General features: G+C 61.4%; 19 protein-coding genes. 14 read left to right on the top strand and 5 right to left on the bottom strand.

Going from position 1 to position 21,231, the window contains the following annotated elements; all coding sequences use genetic code 11:
• The first annotated feature begins 26 nt into the window (after positions 1-26).
• The 12 genes from pyrH (at position 27) to lpxB (ending at position 12,803) form a co-directional block, all read left to right on the top strand.
• A complete protein-coding gene (pyrH, locus tag QNJ43_RS01240) occupies positions 27-746 on the top strand; it encodes a UMP kinase (protein WP_300466721.1) in 720 nt (239 codons plus the stop codon).
• 174 nt (positions 747-920) lie between these two features.
• A complete protein-coding gene (gene frr, locus QNJ43_RS01235) occupies positions 921-1,484 on the top strand; it encodes a ribosome recycling factor (RefSeq protein WP_300467267.1) in 564 nt (187 codons plus the stop codon).
• 33 nt (positions 1,485-1,517) lie between these two features.
• A complete protein-coding gene (locus QNJ43_RS01230; protein WP_300466719.1) occupies positions 1,518-2,288 on the top strand; it encodes an isoprenyl transferase in 771 nt (256 codons plus the stop codon).
• A complete protein-coding gene (locus QNJ43_RS01225; protein ID WP_300466717.1) occupies positions 2,285-3,136 on the top strand; it encodes a phosphatidate cytidylyltransferase in 852 nt (283 codons plus the stop codon). The genes QNJ43_RS01230 and QNJ43_RS01225 overlap by 4 nt, the downstream gene beginning before the upstream one ends.
• Before the next feature lie 66 nt (positions 3,137-3,202).
• Positions 3,203-4,444 carry a 1-deoxy-D-xylulose-5-phosphate reductoisomerase gene (locus QNJ43_RS01220; protein ID WP_300466715.1) on the top strand — a complete coding sequence of 414 codons (1,242 nt, stop codon included), beginning with the start codon at positions 3,203-3,205 and terminating at the stop codon, positions 4,442-4,444.
• 126 nt (positions 4,445-4,570) lie between these two features.
• Complete coding sequence (gene rseP / locus QNJ43_RS01215) at positions 4,571-5,707, top strand: RIP metalloprotease RseP (RefSeq protein WP_300466713.1); 1,137 nt, start codon at positions 4,571-4,573, stop codon at positions 5,705-5,707.
• Between the two features lie 255 nt (positions 5,708-5,962).
• Positions 5,963-8,227 carry an outer membrane protein assembly factor BamA gene (gene bamA / locus QNJ43_RS01210; protein WP_346432800.1) on the top strand — a complete coding sequence of 755 codons (2,265 nt, stop codon included), beginning with the start codon at positions 5,963-5,965 and terminating at the stop codon, positions 8,225-8,227.
• Between the two features lie 74 nt (positions 8,228-8,301).
• Positions 8,302-9,384: a UDP-3-O-(3-hydroxymyristoyl)glucosamine N-acyltransferase gene (lpxD, locus tag QNJ43_RS01205; RefSeq protein WP_300466709.1), complete on the top strand. Its 1,083-nt coding sequence runs from the start codon at positions 8,302-8,304 to the stop codon at positions 9,382-9,384.
• A 40-nt stretch (positions 9,385-9,424) separates the two neighbouring features.
• Complete coding sequence (gene fabZ / locus QNJ43_RS01200) at positions 9,425-9,895, top strand: 3-hydroxyacyl-ACP dehydratase FabZ (protein WP_300466708.1); 471 nt, start codon at positions 9,425-9,427, stop codon at positions 9,893-9,895.
• Positions 9,896-9,902: 7 nt separating this feature from the next.
• On the top strand, positions 9,903-10,703 hold the full coding sequence (lpxA, locus tag QNJ43_RS01195; RefSeq protein ID WP_300466707.1) for an acyl-ACP--UDP-N-acetylglucosamine O-acyltransferase: 801 nt from the start codon (positions 9,903-9,905) through the stop codon (positions 10,701-10,703).
• A 32-nt stretch (positions 10,704-10,735) separates the two neighbouring features.
• On the top strand, positions 10,736-11,632 hold the full coding sequence (gene lpxI, locus QNJ43_RS01190) for a UDP-2,3-diacylglucosamine diphosphatase LpxI (protein WP_300466706.1): 897 nt from the start codon (positions 10,736-10,738) through the stop codon (positions 11,630-11,632).
• Entirely contained in the window at positions 11,625-12,803 is a 1,179-nt protein-coding gene (gene lpxB, locus QNJ43_RS01185; RefSeq protein WP_300466705.1) for a lipid-A-disaccharide synthase, read from the top strand. Before lpxI ends, lpxB begins: the two co-directional genes overlap by 8 nt.
• An 83-nt stretch (positions 12,804-12,886) precedes the next feature.
• Here lpxB and gltA read toward each other — a convergent pair whose 3' ends face one another.
• Both gltA and gltX read right to left on the bottom strand, forming a co-directional pair.
• Positions 12,887-14,179, bottom strand: coding sequence for a citrate synthase (gene gltA, locus QNJ43_RS01180; protein WP_300466703.1), 1,293 nt, complete (start codon positions 14,177-14,179; stop codon positions 12,887-12,889).
• Between the two features lie 233 nt (positions 14,180-14,412).
• On the bottom strand, positions 14,413-15,846 hold the full coding sequence (gene gltX, locus QNJ43_RS01175; protein ID WP_300466701.1) for a glutamate--tRNA ligase: 1,434 nt from the start codon (positions 15,844-15,846) through the stop codon (positions 14,413-14,415).
• A gap of 435 nt (positions 15,847-16,281) precedes the next feature.
• Here gltX and QNJ43_RS01170 point away from each other — a divergent pair, with 435 nt between their 5' ends.
• Together QNJ43_RS01170 and QNJ43_RS01165 are read left to right on the top strand one after the other, a co-directional pair.
• Positions 16,282-17,556 carry a ComEC/Rec2 family competence protein gene (locus QNJ43_RS01170; protein WP_300466699.1) on the top strand — a complete coding sequence of 425 codons (1,275 nt, stop codon included), beginning with the start codon at positions 16,282-16,284 and terminating at the stop codon, positions 17,554-17,556.
• Complete coding sequence (locus QNJ43_RS01165; protein WP_300466697.1) at positions 17,550-18,002, top strand: ComEC/Rec2 family competence protein; 453 nt, start codon at positions 17,550-17,552, stop codon at positions 18,000-18,002. Before QNJ43_RS01170 ends, QNJ43_RS01165 begins: the two co-directional genes overlap by 7 nt.
• A gap of 338 nt (positions 18,003-18,340) precedes the next feature.
• On the opposite strand, the gene QNJ43_RS01160 is transcribed toward QNJ43_RS01165, so the two are convergent.
• The 3 genes from QNJ43_RS01160 to QNJ43_RS01150 all read right to left on the bottom strand — a co-directional run bounded on the left by QNJ43_RS01160 (position 18,341) and on the right by QNJ43_RS01150 (position 20,882).
• Positions 18,341-18,580 carry a hypothetical protein gene (locus tag QNJ43_RS01160; protein ID WP_300466695.1) on the bottom strand — a complete coding sequence of 80 codons (240 nt, stop codon included), beginning with the start codon at positions 18,578-18,580 and terminating at the stop codon, positions 18,341-18,343.
• A gap of 414 nt (positions 18,581-18,994) precedes the next feature.
• Positions 18,995-19,717, bottom strand: coding sequence for a transcriptional repressor LexA (gene lexA, locus QNJ43_RS01155; protein WP_300466693.1), 723 nt, complete (start codon positions 19,715-19,717; stop codon positions 18,995-18,997).
• 349 nt (positions 19,718-20,066) lie between these two features.
• Positions 20,067-20,882 carry a ferredoxin--NADP reductase gene (locus QNJ43_RS01150; RefSeq protein WP_300466691.1) on the bottom strand — a complete coding sequence of 272 codons (816 nt, stop codon included), beginning with the start codon at positions 20,880-20,882 and terminating at the stop codon, positions 20,067-20,069.
• Positions 20,883-21,231: the final 349 nt, after the last annotated feature.

The following is a 21,231-nucleotide window of genomic DNA, read 5'->3' as shown; positions in this document are numbered from 1 at the left end:
CCACGGCTGACTGAAGGAAAACAACAATGTCCGATGATCTGCGCTGGCGGCGCGTCCTGATCAAACTTTCCGGCGAAGCGCTCATGGGGGCTCAGGGATTCGGCATCGATTCCGATGTGGTGGCACGGATCGTCGGCGATATCGCCGATGCGGTGCGGCTGGGTGCGCGTATCGGGCTGGTCGTCGGCGGCGGCAACATCTTTCGCGGCGTGCAGGTTGCTGCCAAGGGCGCATCGCGCACGACCGGCGATCACATGGGTATGCTCGGCACCGTCATGAACGGCCTGGCGCTGGCCGATGCGCTGCGCGGGCAGAGGATCAAGGCGCGCGTCTTTTCCGCCGTCCAGATGCCGAGCATCTGCGAGACTTTTACGCAGCGTGCGGCAGATGACCGCTTCGCCGCGGGTGAGGTCCTGGTCTTCGTCGGCGGAACGGGCAACCCGTTCTTTACGACCGATTCGGGTGCCGCACTTCGTGCCGCGGAAATGGAATGCGACGCTCTTCTCAAGGCCACGAATGTGGATGGGATCTATTCCGCCGATCCCAAGAAATATCCGAATGCCAAGCGTTTTGATCATCTGACCCATCAGGATGTGTTGGCCAAGGACCTCAACGTCATGGATGCCGCGGCGATAGCCCTTGCTCGCGACAATGCTATTCCGGTAATCGTGTTCTCGATTCACACTCCCGGCGCTCTCGTCGACGTTCTGCGCGGCAAGGGACGGGCTACGATCGTTAGCGACTAGAGTACTTCGGTCTGCGCGACCGCGGCCTGACCGCGCCGGTGGAGAATATGTCACCGGGACGAACGGTTGCAGGACGGGCCGGTTTCGTCCGACGGTGATAGCGGTCGGCTGGAGACAGGTGGTTTCGTGTTTCAGCACGCGAGGCGGGCCGGCGAAAATGTACGAGAGGAAATGATGGCAGACGCTCATCTCGACATGAAAGATCTCAAGCGCCGCATGGACGGTGCTATTTCCGTATTGAAAACGGACCTTGCCGGCTTGCGTACCGGCCGCGCGTCTTCCAGCATGTTGGAGGCGATCACCGTCGAAGCTTACGGTCAGCAGATGCCGATCAATCAGGTCGCGACGGTTTCCGTTCCCGAGCCGCGGATGGTCTCCGTTCAGGTCTGGGACAAGAGCATGGTCGCCGCCGTTGAAAAGGCGATCCGAAATTCCAGCCTGGGTCTCAACCCGGTGATCGACGGCACCAACCTGCGTTTGCCGATTCCGGAGCTGAACGAGGAACGTCGCCAGGAACTTGCCAAAGTTGCGCATAAATATGCCGAGCAGGCGCGCGTCGCAATCCGGCACGTGCGCCGGGACGGCATGGAAATGCTCAAGGAGCTCGAGAAGGACGGAGAAATCAGTCAGGACGAGCAGCGCACTTCCTCCAATGCCGTGCAAAAGCTTACCGACGAGATGATCACCGAGATTGATTCCGTGGTGGAGCGGAAGGAAAAGGAAATCTCCCAGGTCTGACGCCGTGAGCGGCGAATAAACGGCTGAACCGACATGAGTGCAAGCGCAGATGCGAGTGATCTGGCCGCGGAGCAGCAACCGGAAGAAGGTTGTACGCCGCGTCATGTCGCGATCATCATGGATGGAAACGGGCGGTGGGCTGCCGCGCGCGGCTTGCCGCGCACGGAAGGTCACCGTCGTGGTGCGGATGTCATTCGCCGTATCGTTCGCCGCAGCATAGAGATCGGCGTCGAGATCCTGACGGTTTTCAGCTTTTCGTCCGAGAACTGGTCCCGCCCGGCGACCGAGGTGTCCTATCTGTTGGGTCTGTTGCGCCGTTTCGTGCGAACGGATCTTGCCAACCTGCACAAGAACGGCGTCCGGGTCCGCGTGATCGGCGCGCGTGAGGGATTGGCGAGCGACATTCGCGCGCTTCTGGAAGAGGCGGAGCATCTGACCTGCGACAACACGAAACTGACGCTGGTTGTCGCGTTCAACTATGGCGGACGTCAGGAACTGGTGGCCGCGGCGCAAAAGCTCGCCGAAGACGCAGCCGCAGGGCGGCTCGATCCGAAGTCGATCGACTGCGATACGATCAGCGAACGCCTCTACACCTTCGATATCCCCGATCCGGACCTGATCATCCGCACCAGCGGTGAGCAGCGGCTTTCCAATTTCCTGCTTTGGCAGGCGGCCTATTCGGAATTCTATTTCGAGACCGCGCTGTGGCCGGACTACGATGAAGAGGCGTTCGATCGCGCTCTGGCGGCATTCGCCAAGCGCGACCGCCGGTTCGGCCGCGTTTCCTCGCAGGCAGCGACATGAGCTGGAAGGGGACGCCTGCCAACGCACTGGAAGCCCCGAAGGGGCATTCCAACTTATTCATGCGGGTGCTGTCGTCGGTCATTCTGGCGCCGGTCTTCCTGTTTGTCGTGTGGTATGGCGGGGCCCTGTTCCATCTGGTCCTTCTGGCGGCCGCACTGCTTATCCTCAATGAATGGGTGCGCATCACGCGATCCGTCGATTTTGTGGCCGTGTTCGCGGGGTTCGGATTGGCTGCAGCCGCCGGTGCGGTGTGGTGGTCGACCAATTTCTATGCGGTGATGATCGTCATCGACACGGTGATCGTCGTCGGGATGCTTTCCGTCCTGTCGGGGCCTCCGCCGTGGAGTGCGCTTGGTGTACTCTATGCAGGGCTGCCGATGGTCGCGTTGACCGAGCTGCGGCTCGGAGAGAACGGATTGTGGGCCGTCGCCGTCATTTTGGCGCTGACCTGGGCAACGGATATCGCGGCCTATTTCGCGGGCAAGGTGATCGGCGGGCGCAAGCTATGGCCGGCCGTTTCTCCCAAGAAGACCTGGTCGGGAGCCATCGGCGGCCTGATCGGCGGCGGGGTGGCGGGCTGTGCGGTCTCGCTGGTCAGCGGAATCGGAACGCCGGTCACGATCTGCATCGTTGCCGTCGTGTTCTCCATCGCCTCACAACTGGGCGATCTCGCGGAATCGGCGCTCAAGCGCCATTTCGGGGTCAAGGATTCCGGCACCCTCATTCCCGGCCACGGTGGTATCATGGACCGGGCCGACGGTTTGGTGGCCGCTGCGATCGCTGCCTATATCGTGGGGCTGATTGCCAGTGGCGGAAGCAATCCTTCGCTTGGCCTTGCCCTGCTTTGAAAGTGCCGCAGCCATCGTGCATGACGCCGCAAGGTTCTGCGACGAAGCTGAAACGGGAACAGAGAATTGTCCGAAAGTCTGAAGGCTCCACTTGAGCGGCGTGACGAGCCGCTTCGTCTGGTCGTGCTTGGTTCGACGGGGTCGATCGGTTGCAGTACCGTCGATCTGATCTCGCGGCATCTAGACGCCTTCGAAGTGGTGGCGCTTGTTGCGAATCGGAATGTCGATCGGCTGGCCGAACAGGCGCGAAGCCTGGGCGCCAAACGGGCCGTGGTGGCTGATCCCACATATCTTGCCGCGTTGCGCGAGACGCTCTCCGGAACGGACATCGAAGTTGCCGCGGGTGAGGTGGCGGTCGTGGAAGCCGCGGCCATGCCGGCGGACATGGTCGTCGCGGCAATCGTGGGTGCGGCTGGTCTGGCGCCGACGCTTGCCGCGGTTCGACAGGGGCGGGCGATCGCGCTTGCCAACAAGGAATCGCTGGTGTGCGCGGGCAAGCTCGTCATGGCAGAGGCGAAGCGCCACAAGGCGACGATCCTGCCCGTCGATTCCGAGCACAATGCACTCTTCCAGGTTTTCGAGGCTGACAATGCGGGGCGCGTGGAGAAGGTGATCCTCACCGCCTCGGGAGGGCCGTTCCGCACATGGAGCAAGGCCGAGATCGCTGCCGCGACGCCGGAAGTAGCCCTTCGTCATCCCAATTGGCAGATGGGTGCGCGGATCACGATCGACTCCGCCTCGATGATGAACAAGGGCTTTGAGCTGATCGAGGCCTTCCATCTGTTTCCTCTGCCCGCGGATCGGATCGACGTTCTCGTCCATCCGCAGTCGACGGTTCACGGTCTCGTGCAGTATTGCGATGGCTCCTTGCTGGCGCAGTTGGGCGCGCCCGACATGCGTACGCCGATCGCGCATTGTCTGGCATGGCCGAATCGCATCCAGGTTCTGGCCGCCCGGCTCGATCTGGCCAACATGGGTACATTGACCTTCGAAAAGCCGGATGTTGACCGGTTCCCGGCGCTTGGCTTGGCGCGGGCGGCTCTGGCGAAGGGGAAGGGCGCTCCTGTCCTGCTCAACGCGGCCGACGAGATTGCCGTTGCTGCATTTCTGTCGCAGCGTATCGGCTTCACGGATATCGTTTCGATCTCGGAACAAACCATCGAAGCGGCGGACCGTTCCGGCGATCTCATCGAACCCGATACTCTGGAGGTGACGCTCGCGCTTGATGCCGTCGGACGCCGGCTTTCCCGACAGGCCATCGAAAACCTTGCGACCGGCACGCGGGCCGCTGCCGGTGGCAGTCGTTGATCTTGCCTCATTCGCGCCGTTGTGAGGGGCGAGTGTGCGCTCTCCGCGAAAACTCCCAAATCAGCATCGAAATCGGTAACCTTCCCGTGTTACGGAGTTGAACGTGAAGAAGAACGGTTAGGGTGAATGGCTATACTGACAGATATCGGCTTGTTGGTCTGGGGATATATCGTTCCGTTTATTTTCGTGCTGACGATCGTCGTGTTCTTTCATGAACTCGGCCACTTCCTCGTCGCGCGCCTTTGCGGAGTGAAGGTCGCTGCCTTTTCGGTCGGTTTCGGCCGCGAACTGGCGGGGTTCAACGATCGCTACGGTACGCGCTGGAAGCTCACGCTGATTCCTCTCGGCGGCTACGTCAAGTTCGCCGGCGACGACAATGCCGCCTCGATGCCCGATCGCGAAGCGGTGAGCCGGATGAGCGAAGAAGAGCGGAAAGGCAGCTTCTACGCCAAATCCATTGCCCAGCGCGCCGCCGTCGTCGCGGCCGGGCCGTTTGCCAATTTCATTCTGGCGATTGTGATCTTCGCCGCGCTCTTCTCGATTTACGGGCGTACCGATACCGTGCCGCGTGTCGACAAGGTGCAGGAGAGCAGCGTGGCCGCCGAAGCCGGCTTTCAGCCGGGCGACGTGATCGTCTCCATCGACGGCGACAAGATCTCCAGCTTTGCGGATATTCAGCAGATCGTGACGCTCAGCGCGGGCATCAAGCTTAAGATCGCGGTCGAGCGTGACGGGAGGCTCATCAATCTCGTCGCGACGCCGAAGCTGCGCGAGATGAGGGATCAGTTCGGCAACGTGCAGAAGGTCGGCTTACTCGGCCTGCAGCAGGACACCCGGCCGGACGATCGCTATACGGTCACCTACAATCCGGTGCAGGCCATAGGTGAGGGGGCCAAGGAAACCTGGTCCGTTGTCGCGCGCACGGGCATGTATATCGGCGGTATCTTCGCTGGGCGGGAATCCGCGGATCAGCTCGGCGGGCCGATTCGGGTCGCCCAGGTATCGGGACAAGTCGCCACACTCGGTCTTGCGGCTCTTCTGAATCTGGCGGCGGTTCTGTCGGTCAGTATCGGGGTCATCAATCTGATGCCGATTCCGATGCTCGATGGCGGGCACTTGCTGTTCTACGCCTATGAGGCGACCTTCGGACGGCCGTTGCCCGAGCGTGTTCAAGACTTTGGCTTCAAGATCGGGCTCGCGCTGATCTTCATATTGATGATTTTCGCGATCTTCAACGATGTGAGGCGTCTCGTGAGTGGCTGACTTCGGGGGATGAATGGCTTGGCAGCCGATTCGGCGTGGCGCGGAGGCAACGCTCACCGCGAATTTCGGTTGTGGCTCGCTAAGTGGTTGCGTTGCTTTCCAAAGCCTGTAAAACGACTAGCGCTGATCGGCACTGCGCGTGCGTTCGCTCCGGGGAATTCTAAAGAAAAAAGGCATAGCTTCTCTATGCGCATTCTCAGCAAGCTGTTCCGGGCATCGGTTCTCACTTTGGCTCTTCTGAGCGCTTTTTCGTTGATGCCGGGTGGCGTTGGTAATCTGGTTGTATCTGCGGAGGCGGCTGTAGCTAACGCGATCGTGGTGCGCTGCAACACGCGCATTGAGGACGAGACGGTTCGTTCCTATGTGACGATCAAGCCGGGGCGTGCCTACGGTCCGGCCGACATCGACGAATCGATCAAGGCATTGTTTGCCACCGGGCTGTTCGCGGATGTGGACGTTGCGCGCCAGGGGGCGAACCTGGTCGTGACGGTCAAAGAGAACCCGATCATCAGCCGCATTTCTTTTGAAGGTAACAAGAAGCTGACGGACGAGGCGCTCAAGGGCGTCATTCAGTCCAACTCGCGCTCCGTTCTGACTCGTGCCCGGATCCAGTCGGACGTGCAACGCATTCTTGAAGCTTATCGCCGTTCCGGCCGCTTTCGCGCGACCGTCGACCCGAAGATCATCGATCGCAAGGACAACCGTGCCGATCTGGTCTTCGAGATCAAGGAAGGAACCAAGACCGGTGTTGAGCGCATCACCTTCATCGGCAACAAGAATTTCTCCGATGGTCGTCTGCGCGACGTGATCCGTACGCGCCAGAGCGGCTTCCTGAGCTGGCTGCGCACGACGGACATCTATGACCCGGACCGTCTGAACGCCGACAAGGAGCTACTGCGCCGCTTCTATTACAAGCACGGCTATGCCGACTTCCGGATCGTTTCCGCCGTCGCCGATCTCGATCGCGAGCAGAACGTCTTCTATGTGACGCTCACGGTGGAAGAGGGTGACGAGTACATCTTCGGCGATGTGGACGTGGTCTCCTCGCTGCAGGGCGTGAACTCGGACAGCCTGAAGTCGTATGTGCGCACGCACCCCGGTGACACCTACAACTCCGAAGACGTCGAGAAGACGCTTGAGGATCTCACGGTCGAAGCCGCCAACCGCGGCTACGCCTTTGCTCAGGTTCGTCCGCGCGGTGATCGTAACTACGAGAACCACACGATCTCTCTGACCTACAATATCGAGGAAGGCCCGCGGGTTTACATCGAGCGGATCAACATCCGCGGCAACGATCGCACCCGTGAGTATGTCATCCGGCGTGAATTCGATATCGCTGAGGGTGACGCCTACAACCGCGTTTTGCTCGACAAGGCTGAGCGCCGGTTGAAGAACCTCCAGTACTTCAAGGACGTGAAGATCACGTCCGAGCGCGGCAGCGCGCCGGACCGGGTGATCGTCAATGCCGACGTGGAAGAGCAGTCCACGGGTGAAGTGTCCTTCGGTATCGGCTACTCCACGTCCGATGGCGTGATCGGCGATATCTCGTTGACCGAGAAGAATTTTCTTGGTCGCGGTCAGTATGTGCGCGTCGCCGTCGGCGGCGGTACGGACACGCATACCTACGACTTCAACTTCACTGAGCCGTATTTCCTGGGTCGTCGGATCTCGCTGTACCTGGAAGCCTACCAGCACGTCTATGAAGACAACTCGGTTCGCGACTACACCCAACGTCAGACGGGTGCTGGTTTCGGCTTCGGTCTGCCGCTGCGCGGCGACGAGCTGAAGCTGAACCTCTTCTACAAGATCTACGAGACCAAGATCTCCGATCTGGCAGACGACGCCTCGCAGGTGCTGCTGGATGCGGAAGGCAATCGCCTGACGTCTCTGGTCGGCTATTCGCTCGTCTACAACACGCTGGATGACAACAACAATCCACGTGACGGCATCTATGCGAAGTTCCAGCAGGAATTCGCCGGTGTCGGCGGTGATGCCGAGTACCTGCAGACCACGGTTGAAGGCCGGTACTACCGTGAACTGGTTCCCGACTGGGGCCTGGTCGGCATGCTGAAGGGGTCGGCTGGTGATGTCGTCGGTATCGGCAAGCGCCTGCAGTTCACCGATCAGTTCTTCATCGGTGGCGAGACGATCCGCGGCTTCGAGAACTCCGGTATCGGCCCGCGTGACATGGCGAACGACGATGACGAAGCGCTTGGCGGTACCTACTACTTCGCCGCGACAGCGGAAGCCCAGTTCCCGTTTCCTGGTATACCGGAGGAGTTCGGTCTGTCCGGTGCGATCTTCACCGATGTCGGCTCCCTGTGGGGCATCGATTCCGATCTGAAGGACAAGGCCGGCGAACTCGCCTCCGAGGACTTCGATCTGCGCGTCTCGGTCGGCTTCGGCATCCTGTGGAAGTCGCCCTTCGGTCCGCTGCGTGCCGACTTCGCCGTGCCGGTTATGAAGAACGACGCGGACCAGACACAGGTCTTCCGTATCGGTGGCGGCACGCGCTTCTGAGCTGCCGCATCGCAACGTTTGGATCGGCCGTCGCTCAACAGGGTGACGGCCGTTCAGCTTTTTGGACAACTTCTATGAATGATCCGGTCTTTTTCCCGGCTCCGGCGCCCGTATTGGTCAGCCAGATTGCCGCTTGGGCCGAGGCAGAGGTCGTGCACGGTGACGCGTCGACCCTTATCACCGGCGTCTCTCCGCTGGATGCGGCACATGAAGGCTCGCTGGTCTTTCTCGATAATCCGCACTACGCAAGCCAGTTGGAAACGACGCAGGCCGTCGCCTGCCTTGTGGCGAAGAAATACCTCTCCCGTGTGCCGGAAGGCGTCATCCCTCTTTTGACCCGCGATCCCTATCGGGCGCTCGCGAAGGTCATGGCGCATCTCTATACGGCTGCGATGCAACCGGAGGGGGCGTTCGAGACCGGAGAAGGCGTCGACCCGCGGGCGATCGTTGATCCCAGCGCCGTGCTTGAGCCCGGTGTCCGTGTCGAAGGCGGTGCCGTCATCGGCCCGAGGGTGGAGATCGGAAACGGGACCGTCGTCGGGGCGGGCGCGGTCGTGGCGGCCGGGTGCTGCATCGGGCGCGACTGCTCGATTGGGCTGAACGCAAATATTCAGCACACGTTGATTGGCAACCGGGTGACCGTGCATCCCGGCGTTTGCATCGGTCAGGACGGCTTTGGTTTCGCGATGGGGCTTGAAGGGCATCTGAAGGTGCCGCAGATCGGGCGCGTCGTGATCCAGGACGATGTGGAGATCGGGGCCAACACCACCATCGATCGCGGTGCCAATCGCGATACGGTCGTTGGCGAAGGCACAAAGATCGACAATCAGGTCCAGATCGGTCACAACGTCGTCGTCGGCCGACACTGTGTTCTGGTTTCGCAGGTCGGGATTTCCGGCAGCGCCACACTGGGCGACTATGTGGTGATCGGTGGCCAGACCGGTATCAACGGACATGTCACGATCGGCATGGGGGCGCAGATCGCGGCCGTCAGCGTCGTGCATGACGACGTTCCTGCGGGCGCGCGATATGGTGGCGTACCGGCAAAGCCGGTGCGACAGTGGTTCCGCGAGATGACCGCGTTACAACACCTGGCTGAAAAGGGCGGTGCGGACAAGAGCGGGAAGGGAGCCGGGAAGGGCGGATCAAACGCCTGAGACCTGTGCGGGGTGAGAAACGGGACCGACGAGCGAGACGATGAGCGAAGAACAGCAGCAGACGGAATTGGGTAGCGCGGACATTCTGCGCGTTCTCAAATTGTTGCCGCATCGGTATCCATTCCTGATGGTCGACAAGATCATCGAGATGGACGGGGATAATTCCTGTATCGGCATCAAGAACGTGACGATCAACGAACCACATTTCCTGGGGCACTTCCCGGGACATCCGGTCATGCCTGGCGTGTTGCTGATCGAAGCGATGGCGCAGACGGCCGGGGCGTTGTGCGTCCATTCTGGTGGCGATGATGACGGTTCGCCCGCGCTCGTCTATTTCATGACGATAGACAACGCCAAGTTCCGCAAACCCGTGGTGCCCGGCGATCGCGTGGAAATCCATGTCCAGAAGGTCCGCAACCGCGGCAATATCTGGAAGTTCGCCTGTGTTGCGAAAGTCGACGGCGGCAAGGTCGCCGAGGCTGAGGTCAGCGCCATGCTGGTAAACGAGTGAGCCTGAAATGAACAAGATCCACCCTTCCGCGATTGTCGAAGATGGTGCGGAAATCGGGGAGGGCGTCAGTGTTGGGCCGTTTTGCCATGTTGGACCCCAAGTGGTTCTCGGGGACGGCGGTGAACTGAAGTCGCATGTCGTTATTGCGGGAGATACCTGCATCGGCGCGCGAACGGTCATCTTTCCCTTCGCGTCCATCGGGCATCAGGCTCAGGATCTGAAGTATCGCGGCGAAAAGGTGACGCTCGACGTCGGCAGCGATTGCATCATCCGCGAAGGCGTGACGATGAATGCCGGTACTGAGGGCGGTGGCGGCCGCACTGTTGTCGGCGATCGTTGTGCGTTTCTCGCCAACTCCCATGTGGGCCATGACTGCCTGCTGGGGTCCGATATCGTCCTGTCGAACAACGTGATGATCGCCGGCCATGTCTCCATGGGCGACTTCGTGATCATGGGCGGCGGTTCGGCTGTCATCCAGTTTACGCGCGTCGGTGCGCACTCCTTTATCGGCGGGCTGGCCGGGCTCGAGAACGATCTCATTCCCTTCGGCATCGTGATGGGCAACAGGGCGCGCCTGAGCGGGCTCAATCTCGTCGGGCTGAAGAGGCGCGGCTTCCCGCGTGAAGATATTCACGCGCTTCGTGCGGCCTATCGCGACCTGTTCGAAAGCGAGACCGGGACGCTGCAGGATCGCGCACAAAGCGTGAAGGAGGCCCATCCGGATGCGCCGTTGGTGCAACAGGTTGCGGATTTCGTTCTTGCAACTGGCGACCGGCGCATCTGCACGCCGAGTGTCGGGGGCGAATAGAACGCGGTTCGGCCGCTGGGGCGGGGGCGGCAATGTCGGATAAAACCGAAACCCACACGGCGGAACGTCTGGCCGTCATTTGCGGCAACGGGCTGCTGCCCGTGGAGGTTATCGCCGCGGCCGGAGAGGCAGGGCTCTTGCCGCTGGCCGTCGGCATTAAGGGCGAAGCCGATAAGGCCATCGAGGATGGCTCTCCGGCGCTTTGGTTCGACTGGGGCGAAATCGGCAAGCTGGCGAAGGCCCTGAAGCGCAACGGCGTGCGAGATGTCGTGCTGATCGGCGGCATCACCCAGCGTCCCGACTTCAAGTCGATCCTCGGCGACCTCGGTACGATGTGCCGATTGCCCCGTATTCTCGAAGCCTTGCGCAAGGGCGATGACGGATTGCTCAAAGCCGTGATCGCGTTGTTCGAGGAAGAGGGCTTCCGGGTGATCGGTGCCCATGAGATCGCGCCTTCTCTCCTTGCAACTCCCGGTCCTGTCGGTCGCCATGCTCCGGACGAAAATGCACGGCGTGACCTCGAGATTGCCAAGATAGCGGCACGTACCCTTGGAAAACTTGATATCGGACAGGCCGCCGTTGCCGTAAACGGGCACGTTATCGCGGCCGAGGCCGCGGAAGGTACGGACGGCATGTTGCGCCGCTGTCTCGATCTCAAGCATGTGGGGCGCGTTCGCTGGAAGGGGCAGGCGGGCGTTCTGGTAAAATGCGTGAAGCCCGGTCAAGACCTGCGTGTCGACCTTCCCTCGGTCGGTCCGAATACGGTCCAGCATGCGGCTGAACTCGGCCTTGCGGGCATCGTGGTCGATGCCGGTCGGGTGCTGATGGCGAGCCGGGCGGAAACGATCGAGATTGCGGATCGGCATGGCCTGTTCATATACGGTTTCGATGAGCGTGAGACAGACGATGTCGGGGCGCGCGATGAATAAGAAAACCGACGAGAAGCCGTTCCGCGTCTTTATGGTCGTGGGTGAGGAGTCCGGCGATCAGCTCGGTGCGCGGCTGATGCGTGCGCTCAAGGAGCGACACACTCACGTGGAGTTTTCGGGGACCGCAGGGCCCGGCATGCAAGCGGAGGGGATGGAGAGCATCTTCCCCCTGTCAGACATCGCCGTGATGGGCTTGAGCGCTGTCCTGGGGCGCCTGCCGACCATTATCCGGCGCGTGCACCAGGCAGTTGACGCCGCAGTCGCCGCCAACCCCGACGTTCTGGTGATCATCGACAGCCCGGATTTCACCCATGCGGTTGCCAAGCGGGTGCGCAAGGCGGCTCCACATATCCCTATTGTGGACTACGTCTCTCCCTCCGTGTGGGCATGGCGGCCCGGGCGGGCGCGGCGAATGGCGGCCTATGTGGATCATCTCCTCGGGATCCTGCCGTTCGAACCTGAGGTTCACAAGCGCCTCGGCGGTCCTCCGTGCAGCTATGTGGGGCATCCGCGGATCGACGAATTGCGGCCGGCGCGCGAAGAGCGCGAGAAGGAGAGAAAGGAACCGCCGGTTCTGCTGGTCTTGCCCGGAAGCCGATCGAGCGAGGTCGGCCGGTTACTCCTGCCTTTCAGGAAAACCGTCGAGAGGTTGGCGAAGTCGGTTCCCGATCTGGAGATCCTGTTGCCGACCGTGCCGCATCTGGAAGAGCGGGTGCGTGCCGATGTCGCCGATTGGTCCGTGCCGGTAACGGTCGTGACGGGCGAGAGCGAGAAGTTCGCCGCCTTCCGGCGTGCCCGTGCGGCCCTCGCAGCCTTCGGGACGGTGACCCTGGAACTCGCCATCGCGGCGGTGCCGATTGCGGTCTGCTACAAGCTCGATTGGTTCTACCGGCGCCTGAAGCAGATCCACCGGTTCTTTCCCATCGTCAAAACCAGTTCGATGGTGCTGCCCAATATCATTCTGGGGCGCAATGTCATGCCCGAATTCCTGGACGAGGAAGTCTGCCCGGACCGGTTGATTCCCCTGTTGTCCGATCTTCTGGCCGATACCCCGGCGCGCGCTGAGCAGGTGACGGCATTCGAGGAGATCGAGGCGCGGATGTTGCTCGACAACGGTGAGGAACCGAGCGAGCGGGCCGCGCGCATCGTCAGCGATGTGGCGGGACGGTAGAAGGTTCCGATCGATCGGATTGCCGTGAATACAAAAAGGGCGCCTCAGGGGCGCCCTTTCTCGTAGCTTGTTCCGGTTGAGCCTTAGCGACGCTGGCCGATCGGCAGATAGTCGCGCGAGGAAGCTCCGGTGTAGAGCTGACGCGGACGGCCGATCTTCTGGGAGGGATCTTCCACCATTTCCTTCCACTGAGCGATCCAGCCGACGGTACGCGCCAGCGAGAATAGCACGGTGAACATCGTGGTTGGGAAGCCCAGCGCGCGAAGCGTGATGCCGGAATAGAAGTCGATGTTCGGATAGAGTTTCTTGGAGACGAAATAGTCGTCCGACAGAGCGATCTTTTCCAGCTCCAGGGCGACGTCCAGCAGCGGATCGTCCTTGATGCCGAGCTCGGCCAGCACCTCGTGACAGGTCTTCTGCATGATGCGGGCGCGCGGATCGTAGTTCTTGTAGACCCGGTGACCGAAGCCCATCAGACGGAACGGATCGTTCTTGTCCTTGGCGCGGGCGATGTATTCCGGGATTTTGTCGACCGATCCGATCTCCGACAGCATCGTCAGAGCGGCTTCGTTCGCGCCGCCGTGCGCCGGGCCCCACAGGCAGGCGATGCCGGCCGCGATGCAGGCGAACGGGTTGGCACCCGAGGAACCGGCCAGACGCACCGTGGAGGTCGACGCGTTCTGCTCATGGTCGGCATGGAGGATGAAGATGCGATCCATAGCGCGTGCCAGGACCGGGTTCACCTTGTATTCCTCGCAAGGCACCGAGAAGCACATGTGCAGAAAGTTGGCCGCGTAGTCGAGATCGTTGCGCGGATAAACAAACGGCTGGCCGATGTGGTACTTGTAGGCCATGGCCGCGATCGTCGGCATCTTCGCGATCATGCGCAGGGAAGCGACCATGCGCTGATGCGGATCGGAGATGTCGGTGGAGTCGTGATAGAAGGCCGAAAGCGCGCCGACCATGCCGCACATGACGGCCATCGGATGAGCGTCACGACGGAAGCCGGGCAGGAAGCGCAGCATCTGTTCGTGGATCATCGTGTGGTAGGTGACGCGGTTGACGAAATCATCCTTCTGCGCCTGCGTCGGCAGCTCGCCGTAGAGAAGCAGGTAGCAGGTTTCCAGGAAGTCGCCGTTTTCAGCGAGCTGCTCGATCGGATAGCCGCGATAGAGCAGGGTGCCTTCATTGCCGTCGATGAAGGTGATTTTCGACTCACAGGAGGCAGTGGAGGTGAAGCCGGGATCGTATGTGAACATTCCAGTCTGCGCATAAAGCGACGAAATGTTCAACACATCCGGTCCCATCGACCCTGATTGGACGTCGAAGTCCCAGCTGTTATTGCCGTAAGTCAAGGTCGCTTTGTTATCTCTCATGAAGAACGCCCTTCTGGAGGAGACCAACGTCCGGATCTCCCATTCCGAGGCGTCGTGCCAGGGAATGTGACGGACAAGCCGAGAAACGGTGGGAGGAAAATTGTCGCGGTCTGCCTACCCCATTTGATGCGGTGCCACAAGCAGCACGGCAGTTTGTGTCGATTGACCCTGGGGGATCATCCCCCAGGGTCATGGCCGGATCTCTATCCGATATTCAAGAAATGGCGCCAGTCCTACGAAAGGTTAGAGACCTGATCCTTGATGCGATTCAAGGATTCTTTGCGTCCCAGGACGACGAGCACGTCAAAGATGCCGGGGGACGTTGTGCGCCCCGTCAGAGCCGCCCGGAGCGGCTGTGCGACCTTACCGAGCTTGACTTCTGCTTCTTGAGTGTAGGCGCGTACCGCTGAGTCGGTTTCCTCAACGCTCCACTCCGAAATCGCTTCGAGTTTGGCCAGAACGCCCTTCAGAACCGTGCGTCCCGCCTCGTCGAGGATCTTCTCCGCCTTCGCATCGGGCGTGATCGGACGCTCGGCCCAGAGATAGCTGGCGCTGTCGGCGAGCTCGACCAGGGTCTTGGCGCGCTCTTTCAGCCCCGGCAGGGCTGCCAGCAACTTCGCGTCCATCTCAGGATCGGCGTTGAGACGCCCCAGGATCGCCGGGCCGCCTTCCATGTACGGCAGGAACGCCTTGAGCGTGGCAAGGAGCTCTGCGTCGTCCGTGGCGCGCATGTACTGGCCGTTCAGCGCCTCCAGCTTGACGAAATCGAACCGCGCGGCCGACTTGCCGATGTTGGTCACGTCGAACCATTCGAGCATCTGCTGATCGCTGATGATCTCGTCGTCGCCGTGGGCCCAGCCGAGGCGGACGAGATAATTGCGCATGGCCTGCGGCAGATACCCCATGGCGCGATAGGCATCGACGCCCAGTGCTCCGTGGCGCTTGGAGAGCTTGGCTCCGTCCGGGCCGTGGATCAACGGAATATGCGACATCACCGGCACGTCCCAGCCCATCGCTTTGTAGATGAGCGCCTGATGGGCGGCGTTGGTCAGATGGTCGTCGCCGCGGATGATGTGGGTGACGCCCATGTCGTGATCGTCGACGACCACGGCCAGCATGTAGGTCGGGTTCCCGTCGGAACGCAGGATGATGAAATCGTCCAGGTCCTTGTTGGGGAAGGTGACGCGGCCCTGCACCTCGTCGTCGATCACGGTGTCGCCGTCGAGCGGTGCCTTGATGCGCACGACCGGGGAGACGCCTTCGGGGGCTTCCGAGGCGTTGCGGTCGCGCCAGCGTCCGTCATAGCGCGGCGGGCGACCTCCGGCGCGGGCCTTCTCACGCATCTCGGTGAGCTCTTGCTGGGAGGCGTAGCAATAATAGGCCTTTCCGGCGGCGACGAGCTCGCGGGCTACCTCGCGGTGGCGCTCGGCGCGCTCATACTGGGAAATCCAGTCTCCGTCCCAATCGAGCCCCAGCCATTTCAGGCCGTCCAGAATGGCGGCAATGGCAGGTTCCGTGGAACGTTCGCGGTCGGTGTCTTCAATGCGCAGCAGCATCCGGCCGCCGCGTCCGCGCGCATAAAGCCAGTTGAACAGCGCGGTGCGGGCACCGCCGATATGCAGAAACCCGGTGGGAGAGGGAGCAAAACGGGTGGCGATCTCGGACATGAGGTTGTGACGATATCTCTCTGACGCTCTGCAGGCGGTGCTTGTCAGCGGGTAACGAACGGCTGCAGACGATTGATCTTGAGCGTTTATTCGCGCGAAGTCGCGACGGCTAATCCGGATGCGCCTAGCACGGAAACCACGGGGTTCGGCATGCGGGCGCAAGCCTGGCAGCATTGCGCTGGGCGATGGTGTAGCATAGGGGGGCCGCAGGCAGAAGAGCCGCGAGAGGCAGGGGACGTATCCTGTTTTCTCTCCGGCAGGCAGCAATGGCAGGCACGCGCGACAGGTAAGCGTAACAGGGGAAGGGAGGCGCATGCGCGAGGGCGCCCGACGGCTCGGGTCGTCGCGCGTGTGACGAAGCTTCGTCCGAACCCGCTGGTCGGATTAAAACGCCGTCTCGGGCTGCAACGCAGGTCGGCACCCTTGTCCCGCGAATTGAGCGGAATAGCCCGCGGCGGTCTCTATCGCCGGTGTATGGCGCGGTTTCAGCGTGCCCGCCTTTCGCTCATGGCCGGGTTTGCGCACGATCTGGAGTTCGGCCGTGGCTTTGCCTGGCTTGTCGTGTGCTTTGCCGGAGGCATCTGGGCCTATTTCGAACTTCCGCGCGAGCCTCAGCTCTGGGCGACGATGCCTTTGGCGATAGGATTGGCGCTTCTTGCCTTTCGCCAACGAAACCGGGGCAAGGTCGCAGCGGCGATCCTGATCGCGGCCAGTTTCGTTGCCGGGCTCAGTGTTGCGAATTTCCGAACCTGGAGCGTTGCGACGCCGCGCCTGACCGCGGAACGCACCCACGCCGTGACCGGCTGGGTCGAAGAGGTGGAACCTCGGACCAATGGGTATCGCCTCACGATTCGTCCCGTGCGGATCGGGCGGCTGGACGAGGCGGCCATGCCCTTCCGCATCCGCGTAACGGGGCGAGCCGATCCGCAACCGATACCGGGCGAGGCCGTTACTTTCCGCGCACGCCTGTCGCCGCCGCAAGGGCAGGTGCTTCCCGGCGGCTATGCCTTCGATCGCGCGGCCTATTTCGACCGGATCGGCGCCTATGGCTTCATCTACGGTTATGTGGAGCCCGCTAAGATCGCGCAGCCGCCGCCGTTCTTTCTTCAGCTTCAGTCCGCAATCTCGGGTTTTCGCGGGCGGATCGGACAGCGCATCCGCGAAACCCTACCCGGAGATGTCGGAGCGATTGCCGCAGCTCTTATCGTCGGTGATCGGGGCGCTGTGTCGGAGGATGCACAGGAGAACTTGCGCATCGCCGGGCTTGCGCATGTGCTGGCGATTTCGGGGATACACATGGCGTTGGTTGCCGGTGCGATCTTCTTCGCTGTCCGTGCCGGACCGGCCTTGAGCCCGGGGCTGGTCCTGAACCATCCGATCCGGAGTTGGGCCGCAGTCGCCGCGCTTGTCGCGGCGAGCGCCTATCTCGTCATTTCCGGCGCATCGATCGCGACCCAGCGCGCCTACATCATGGCGGCTGCGATCTTCCTTGCGATGATCTTTGCACGGCCCGCCGTCACGATGCGCACGGTGGCGGTTGCCGCAACCGTCGTTTTGGTCATGACGCCGGAGGCGTTGCTTCAGCCCGGCTTTCAGATGTCGTTTGCGGCGGTTATCGCGCTTATGGCGGCCTATCGGGCCTGGTTCGAATGGCGAAAGACCGGCCATCGCATCGAGGCGGCTGAACTGGTCGGTCCCGGCTGGTGGTGACAGGGCATTTCGTTCTCTTCTGGGCCGAAGGACTGATGATGACCTCCGTGATCGCGGGGCTTGCGACCGGTCCAATTGCCCTGACCCATTTCTATCGTGCCAGTCCGCTCGGACTGATCGCAAGCATGGCGGCGATGCCGGTGGTGAGCCTCGTCATCATGCCCTTTGCCGTCGTGAGCGTTCTCGCCATGCCGTTCGGTCTGGACCCGCTGACCCTCGCTCCCATGGGCGCCGGTATCGATACGATGCTCGAAATCGCCAACCGGGTGGCGCAATGGACCCCGGGAGAGGGCGTTGTCGGCGCAATTGGGGATCTGCCGGCAATCCTGGCAGGAGCCGGGCTCCTGTGGCTTGTCCTGTGGACGACCCGCTGGCGAGTTCTCGGCCTTCTGCCGTGTGTTGCCGCATTCATCGCCGTGCCGAGCATGAGCGGCCTGATATTCTGATCAGCGAAGACGGCCGGACCGTTGCGGTGCGCACGGCAAGCGAGCCCTTGGCCGTTTCCACCGGGCCGGGCGGGCGCTTCAGCGCGGGGATCTGGTTGCGTGCCGATGGAGATCCCGCTCCCCTGGCCGAACGCAAGGCGGGAGATGCCGAGATGCGCTGCGATGAGCGCGCCTGCATCTTCAAGGTCTTTCAAAAGGCACCTGAAAACGGTGACGGCACACGTCCGTTACCTCCCACGGTTCAAGGACTTCAAGAGTCCACGCAGACAAAGTCACGCGCATCGCTTTCCCCATCTCGACGACGTCTGTCGGATATTCCTCCGCTAGCCTCTTCATCGTCAGAGGCAGACGACCGGCACCGTGTGGCGGCAGCTCTTGTTCGTCACAAGTCCGCAGACATGGCTCCGCATGGGGCTCAGCCGCGTTCCTCCTTCTCGGCTCTGGAAACCGAAAGATCGCCTGAGCCCCGTCCCCTCATCTTCTCCCGTGTCGACCGTCCGGAAGCCTTCGCTGAGAATTGCGTGCGGGCGGATATCATCGTTACCCATCTCGCCGCACCGCCGGATTGTGCAAACCATGCCCTGGTTTTCGATCGGGCCTATTTGGAAAGTCGCGGACCCGTCGCCCTTTACCTGAAAGGGCAGATGACTTTCGAAAAATGGTTCGGTTCGGATCCCCCGCAGGCCGGGCAATCTTCGTCTGCGCAACTCGAGCGGCGAGCCGACGGGTTTGTCCGTATAACGTCAGCCAGACCAAACACCCGCCGACCCTGGCAACGCGCTCCATGACAAACCCGGAAACGGCGCAACACTCGGATCGTGACGTGTTCGGTTAGATGGTCGCGCCTTTCAAATAACTTTGCATCCTGCCGGATCGCTGCGCGGATATCCAAATTCGTTCTTCCACACCCATCGCAGCGAACCGCGATGGGGCATACAATGATAAAGGCTTGCCCCAATATGCCGAGGGGCAGGCCCAATAGCTTACCGACTCTAATAACGCCGGAACAGCGCCGACAGCTTTCCCTGAATGCGCACCCGGCCCGGCCCGAAAATACGGGTTTCGTAGGCGGGATTGGCCGCTTCCAGAGCGATGGAGGCTCCCTTGCGGCGCAGACGCTTCAGTGTTGCTTCTTCATCGTCGATCAGGGCGACGACGATATCGCCGTTATCCGCGGTGTCGCCGCGCCGGATTAGCACCGTGTCTCCGTCGAGAATGCCGGCCTCGATCATCGAGTCACCGCGAACTTCCAGGGCGAAGTGATTGCCGTTGCCGAGCATGTCGATCGGGACGGAAATGGAATGGCTGCGCGTCTCGATCGCGGAGATCGGGACACCGGTGGCGATTCGGCCCATGACAGGCACCGTCGCAACTTCTCCGACCTCTTCCGCATTGCTTGAAGCGTTGCGTGCGGCGGGTTCGGGACTGCGCCCAAGCGATCCTTCGATGAGGCTCGGCGAAAATCCTCGTCCGCGCTGGGCGGCAAAACCGAGGGTGACGGAATCCGGCAGACGGACCACTTCCAGCGCGCGGGCGCGGTTGGGCAGGTGCCGGATGAACCCTCGTTCCTCAAGAGCGGTGATCAGGCGATGAATGCCCGACTTCGACCTCAGGTCCAGGGCGTCCTTCATCTCGTCGAAGGAGGGGGGAACGCCTGTTTCCTTCAGCCGCTCGTGAATGAACATCAAGAGTTCGTATTGCTTGCGCGTCAGCATGGGTCTTTCGCCTGCATCGCCTGGGTACAAAACGCGAACGGAACGTTACACGTTCTATATGTGTTCTGCAATAGTTAAGGGCGAGTTAACCAAACGGGAGCGCTGCTGGCGAAGGGATGGAGGTCTGTCGAAGACACGTGCACCGGATTTGGAGAGCGCGATGACAGCGGGAAAAAAGACGTGTGAAAATAAGGATTTAAGTCGGAAGGCGAAGGTAGGTGAGGAGGAAGCGATACGAAGGGCTTTGGTCAAATTCCGATGGAGGAAGATCCCTGATCCTGCCGCTCTATACGAAAAAGGCCGAAGCATTTCTGCTCCGGCCCTATCGGAATTTCGCTTACGTGATTCTTCAGCCGGCGAAGGCGCGTTCGATGACGAATTCGGCCGGTCGGTTGTTCGCACCCTCCGTCAGGCCCGTCTTTTCCAGAAGCGCCTTGGTGTCCTTCAGCATCTCCATTGAGCCGCAGATCATGCCGCGGTCGGTGGCGGGATCGAGAGGGGGTACGCCGAGATCGGTGAAGAGCTTGCCGGATTCGATCAGATCGGTGATCCGGCCGCGGAACGGGTAGCCTTCCCGCGTCACCGAGGTGTAGTGGCGTAGCTTGGAGGGATCGAGCACCTCCCGAAGCATCTCGTCGTTGCGGATCTCTTCGACGAGATCCTGACCGTATTTCAATTCCGCCACTTCGCGGCAGGTATGGGTCAGGATCAGTTCGTCGAACTTCTCGTAGGTTTCCGGCTCGCGGATGAGGCTTGCAAACGGCGCGATGCCGGTGCCGGTGGCGAACATGTAGAGCCGCTTGCCGGGAATGAGCGCATCGTTGACCAGCGTTCCCGTGGGCTTCTTCTTCATCAAGACGGCATCGCCCACCTTGATGTTCTGGAGATGCGAGGTCAGCGGACCGTCGGCTACCTTGATGGAGAAGAACTCCAGCTCTTCGCCCCAGGCGGGGCTTGCGATCGAATAGGCGCGGAAGATCGGCTTGCCGTCGATCATTAGGCCGATCATGATGAATTCACCGGATCGGAAGCGGAATTCGGCCGGGCGCGTCATGCGGAAACGGAAGAGCCGGCCGGTGTAATGGGTAACTTCCGTCACCGTCTGCACGTAGGTATTGGCCGGCGCGTGCTCGATGAGGTCCTCGGGGCGCGTCATGACATTCATTGTGAAATCCTGGACGTCTTCAATCAGCTAAAGCTGCAGTATTTCTCAAGGCCCTGGCCGTCAGGCGCCGGGCGGTGAAAGGGAGCGTTCCTGCTCAACTCGACAAACTGGGGCCGGTTTCACCTGGCCCTTCGTATCCCGGGTGCCACAGGCCCATAGCCTCTGTCCCGCTCACAAGTTGCATCTCTTATACAACAATCCGGCCGAGGTGAAACGCGCAGGATTGTCTGATGATATCTTCCGTAAGGAAAGAGCTTTCCGCCAACGCCGCAACGGGCAGAAAGCGATACCTTTACAAAGTGTCGGCCTGGCATGTGGAATGAGGCAAGTCGCGCTTATTGTCTCACCC

This window comes from Breoghania sp., from assembly GCF_030066895.1.
Taxonomy (GTDB): Bacteria; Pseudomonadota; Alphaproteobacteria; order Rhizobiales; family Stappiaceae; genus Breoghania.
This window is presented reverse-complemented; position numbering and strand designations above follow the sequence as displayed.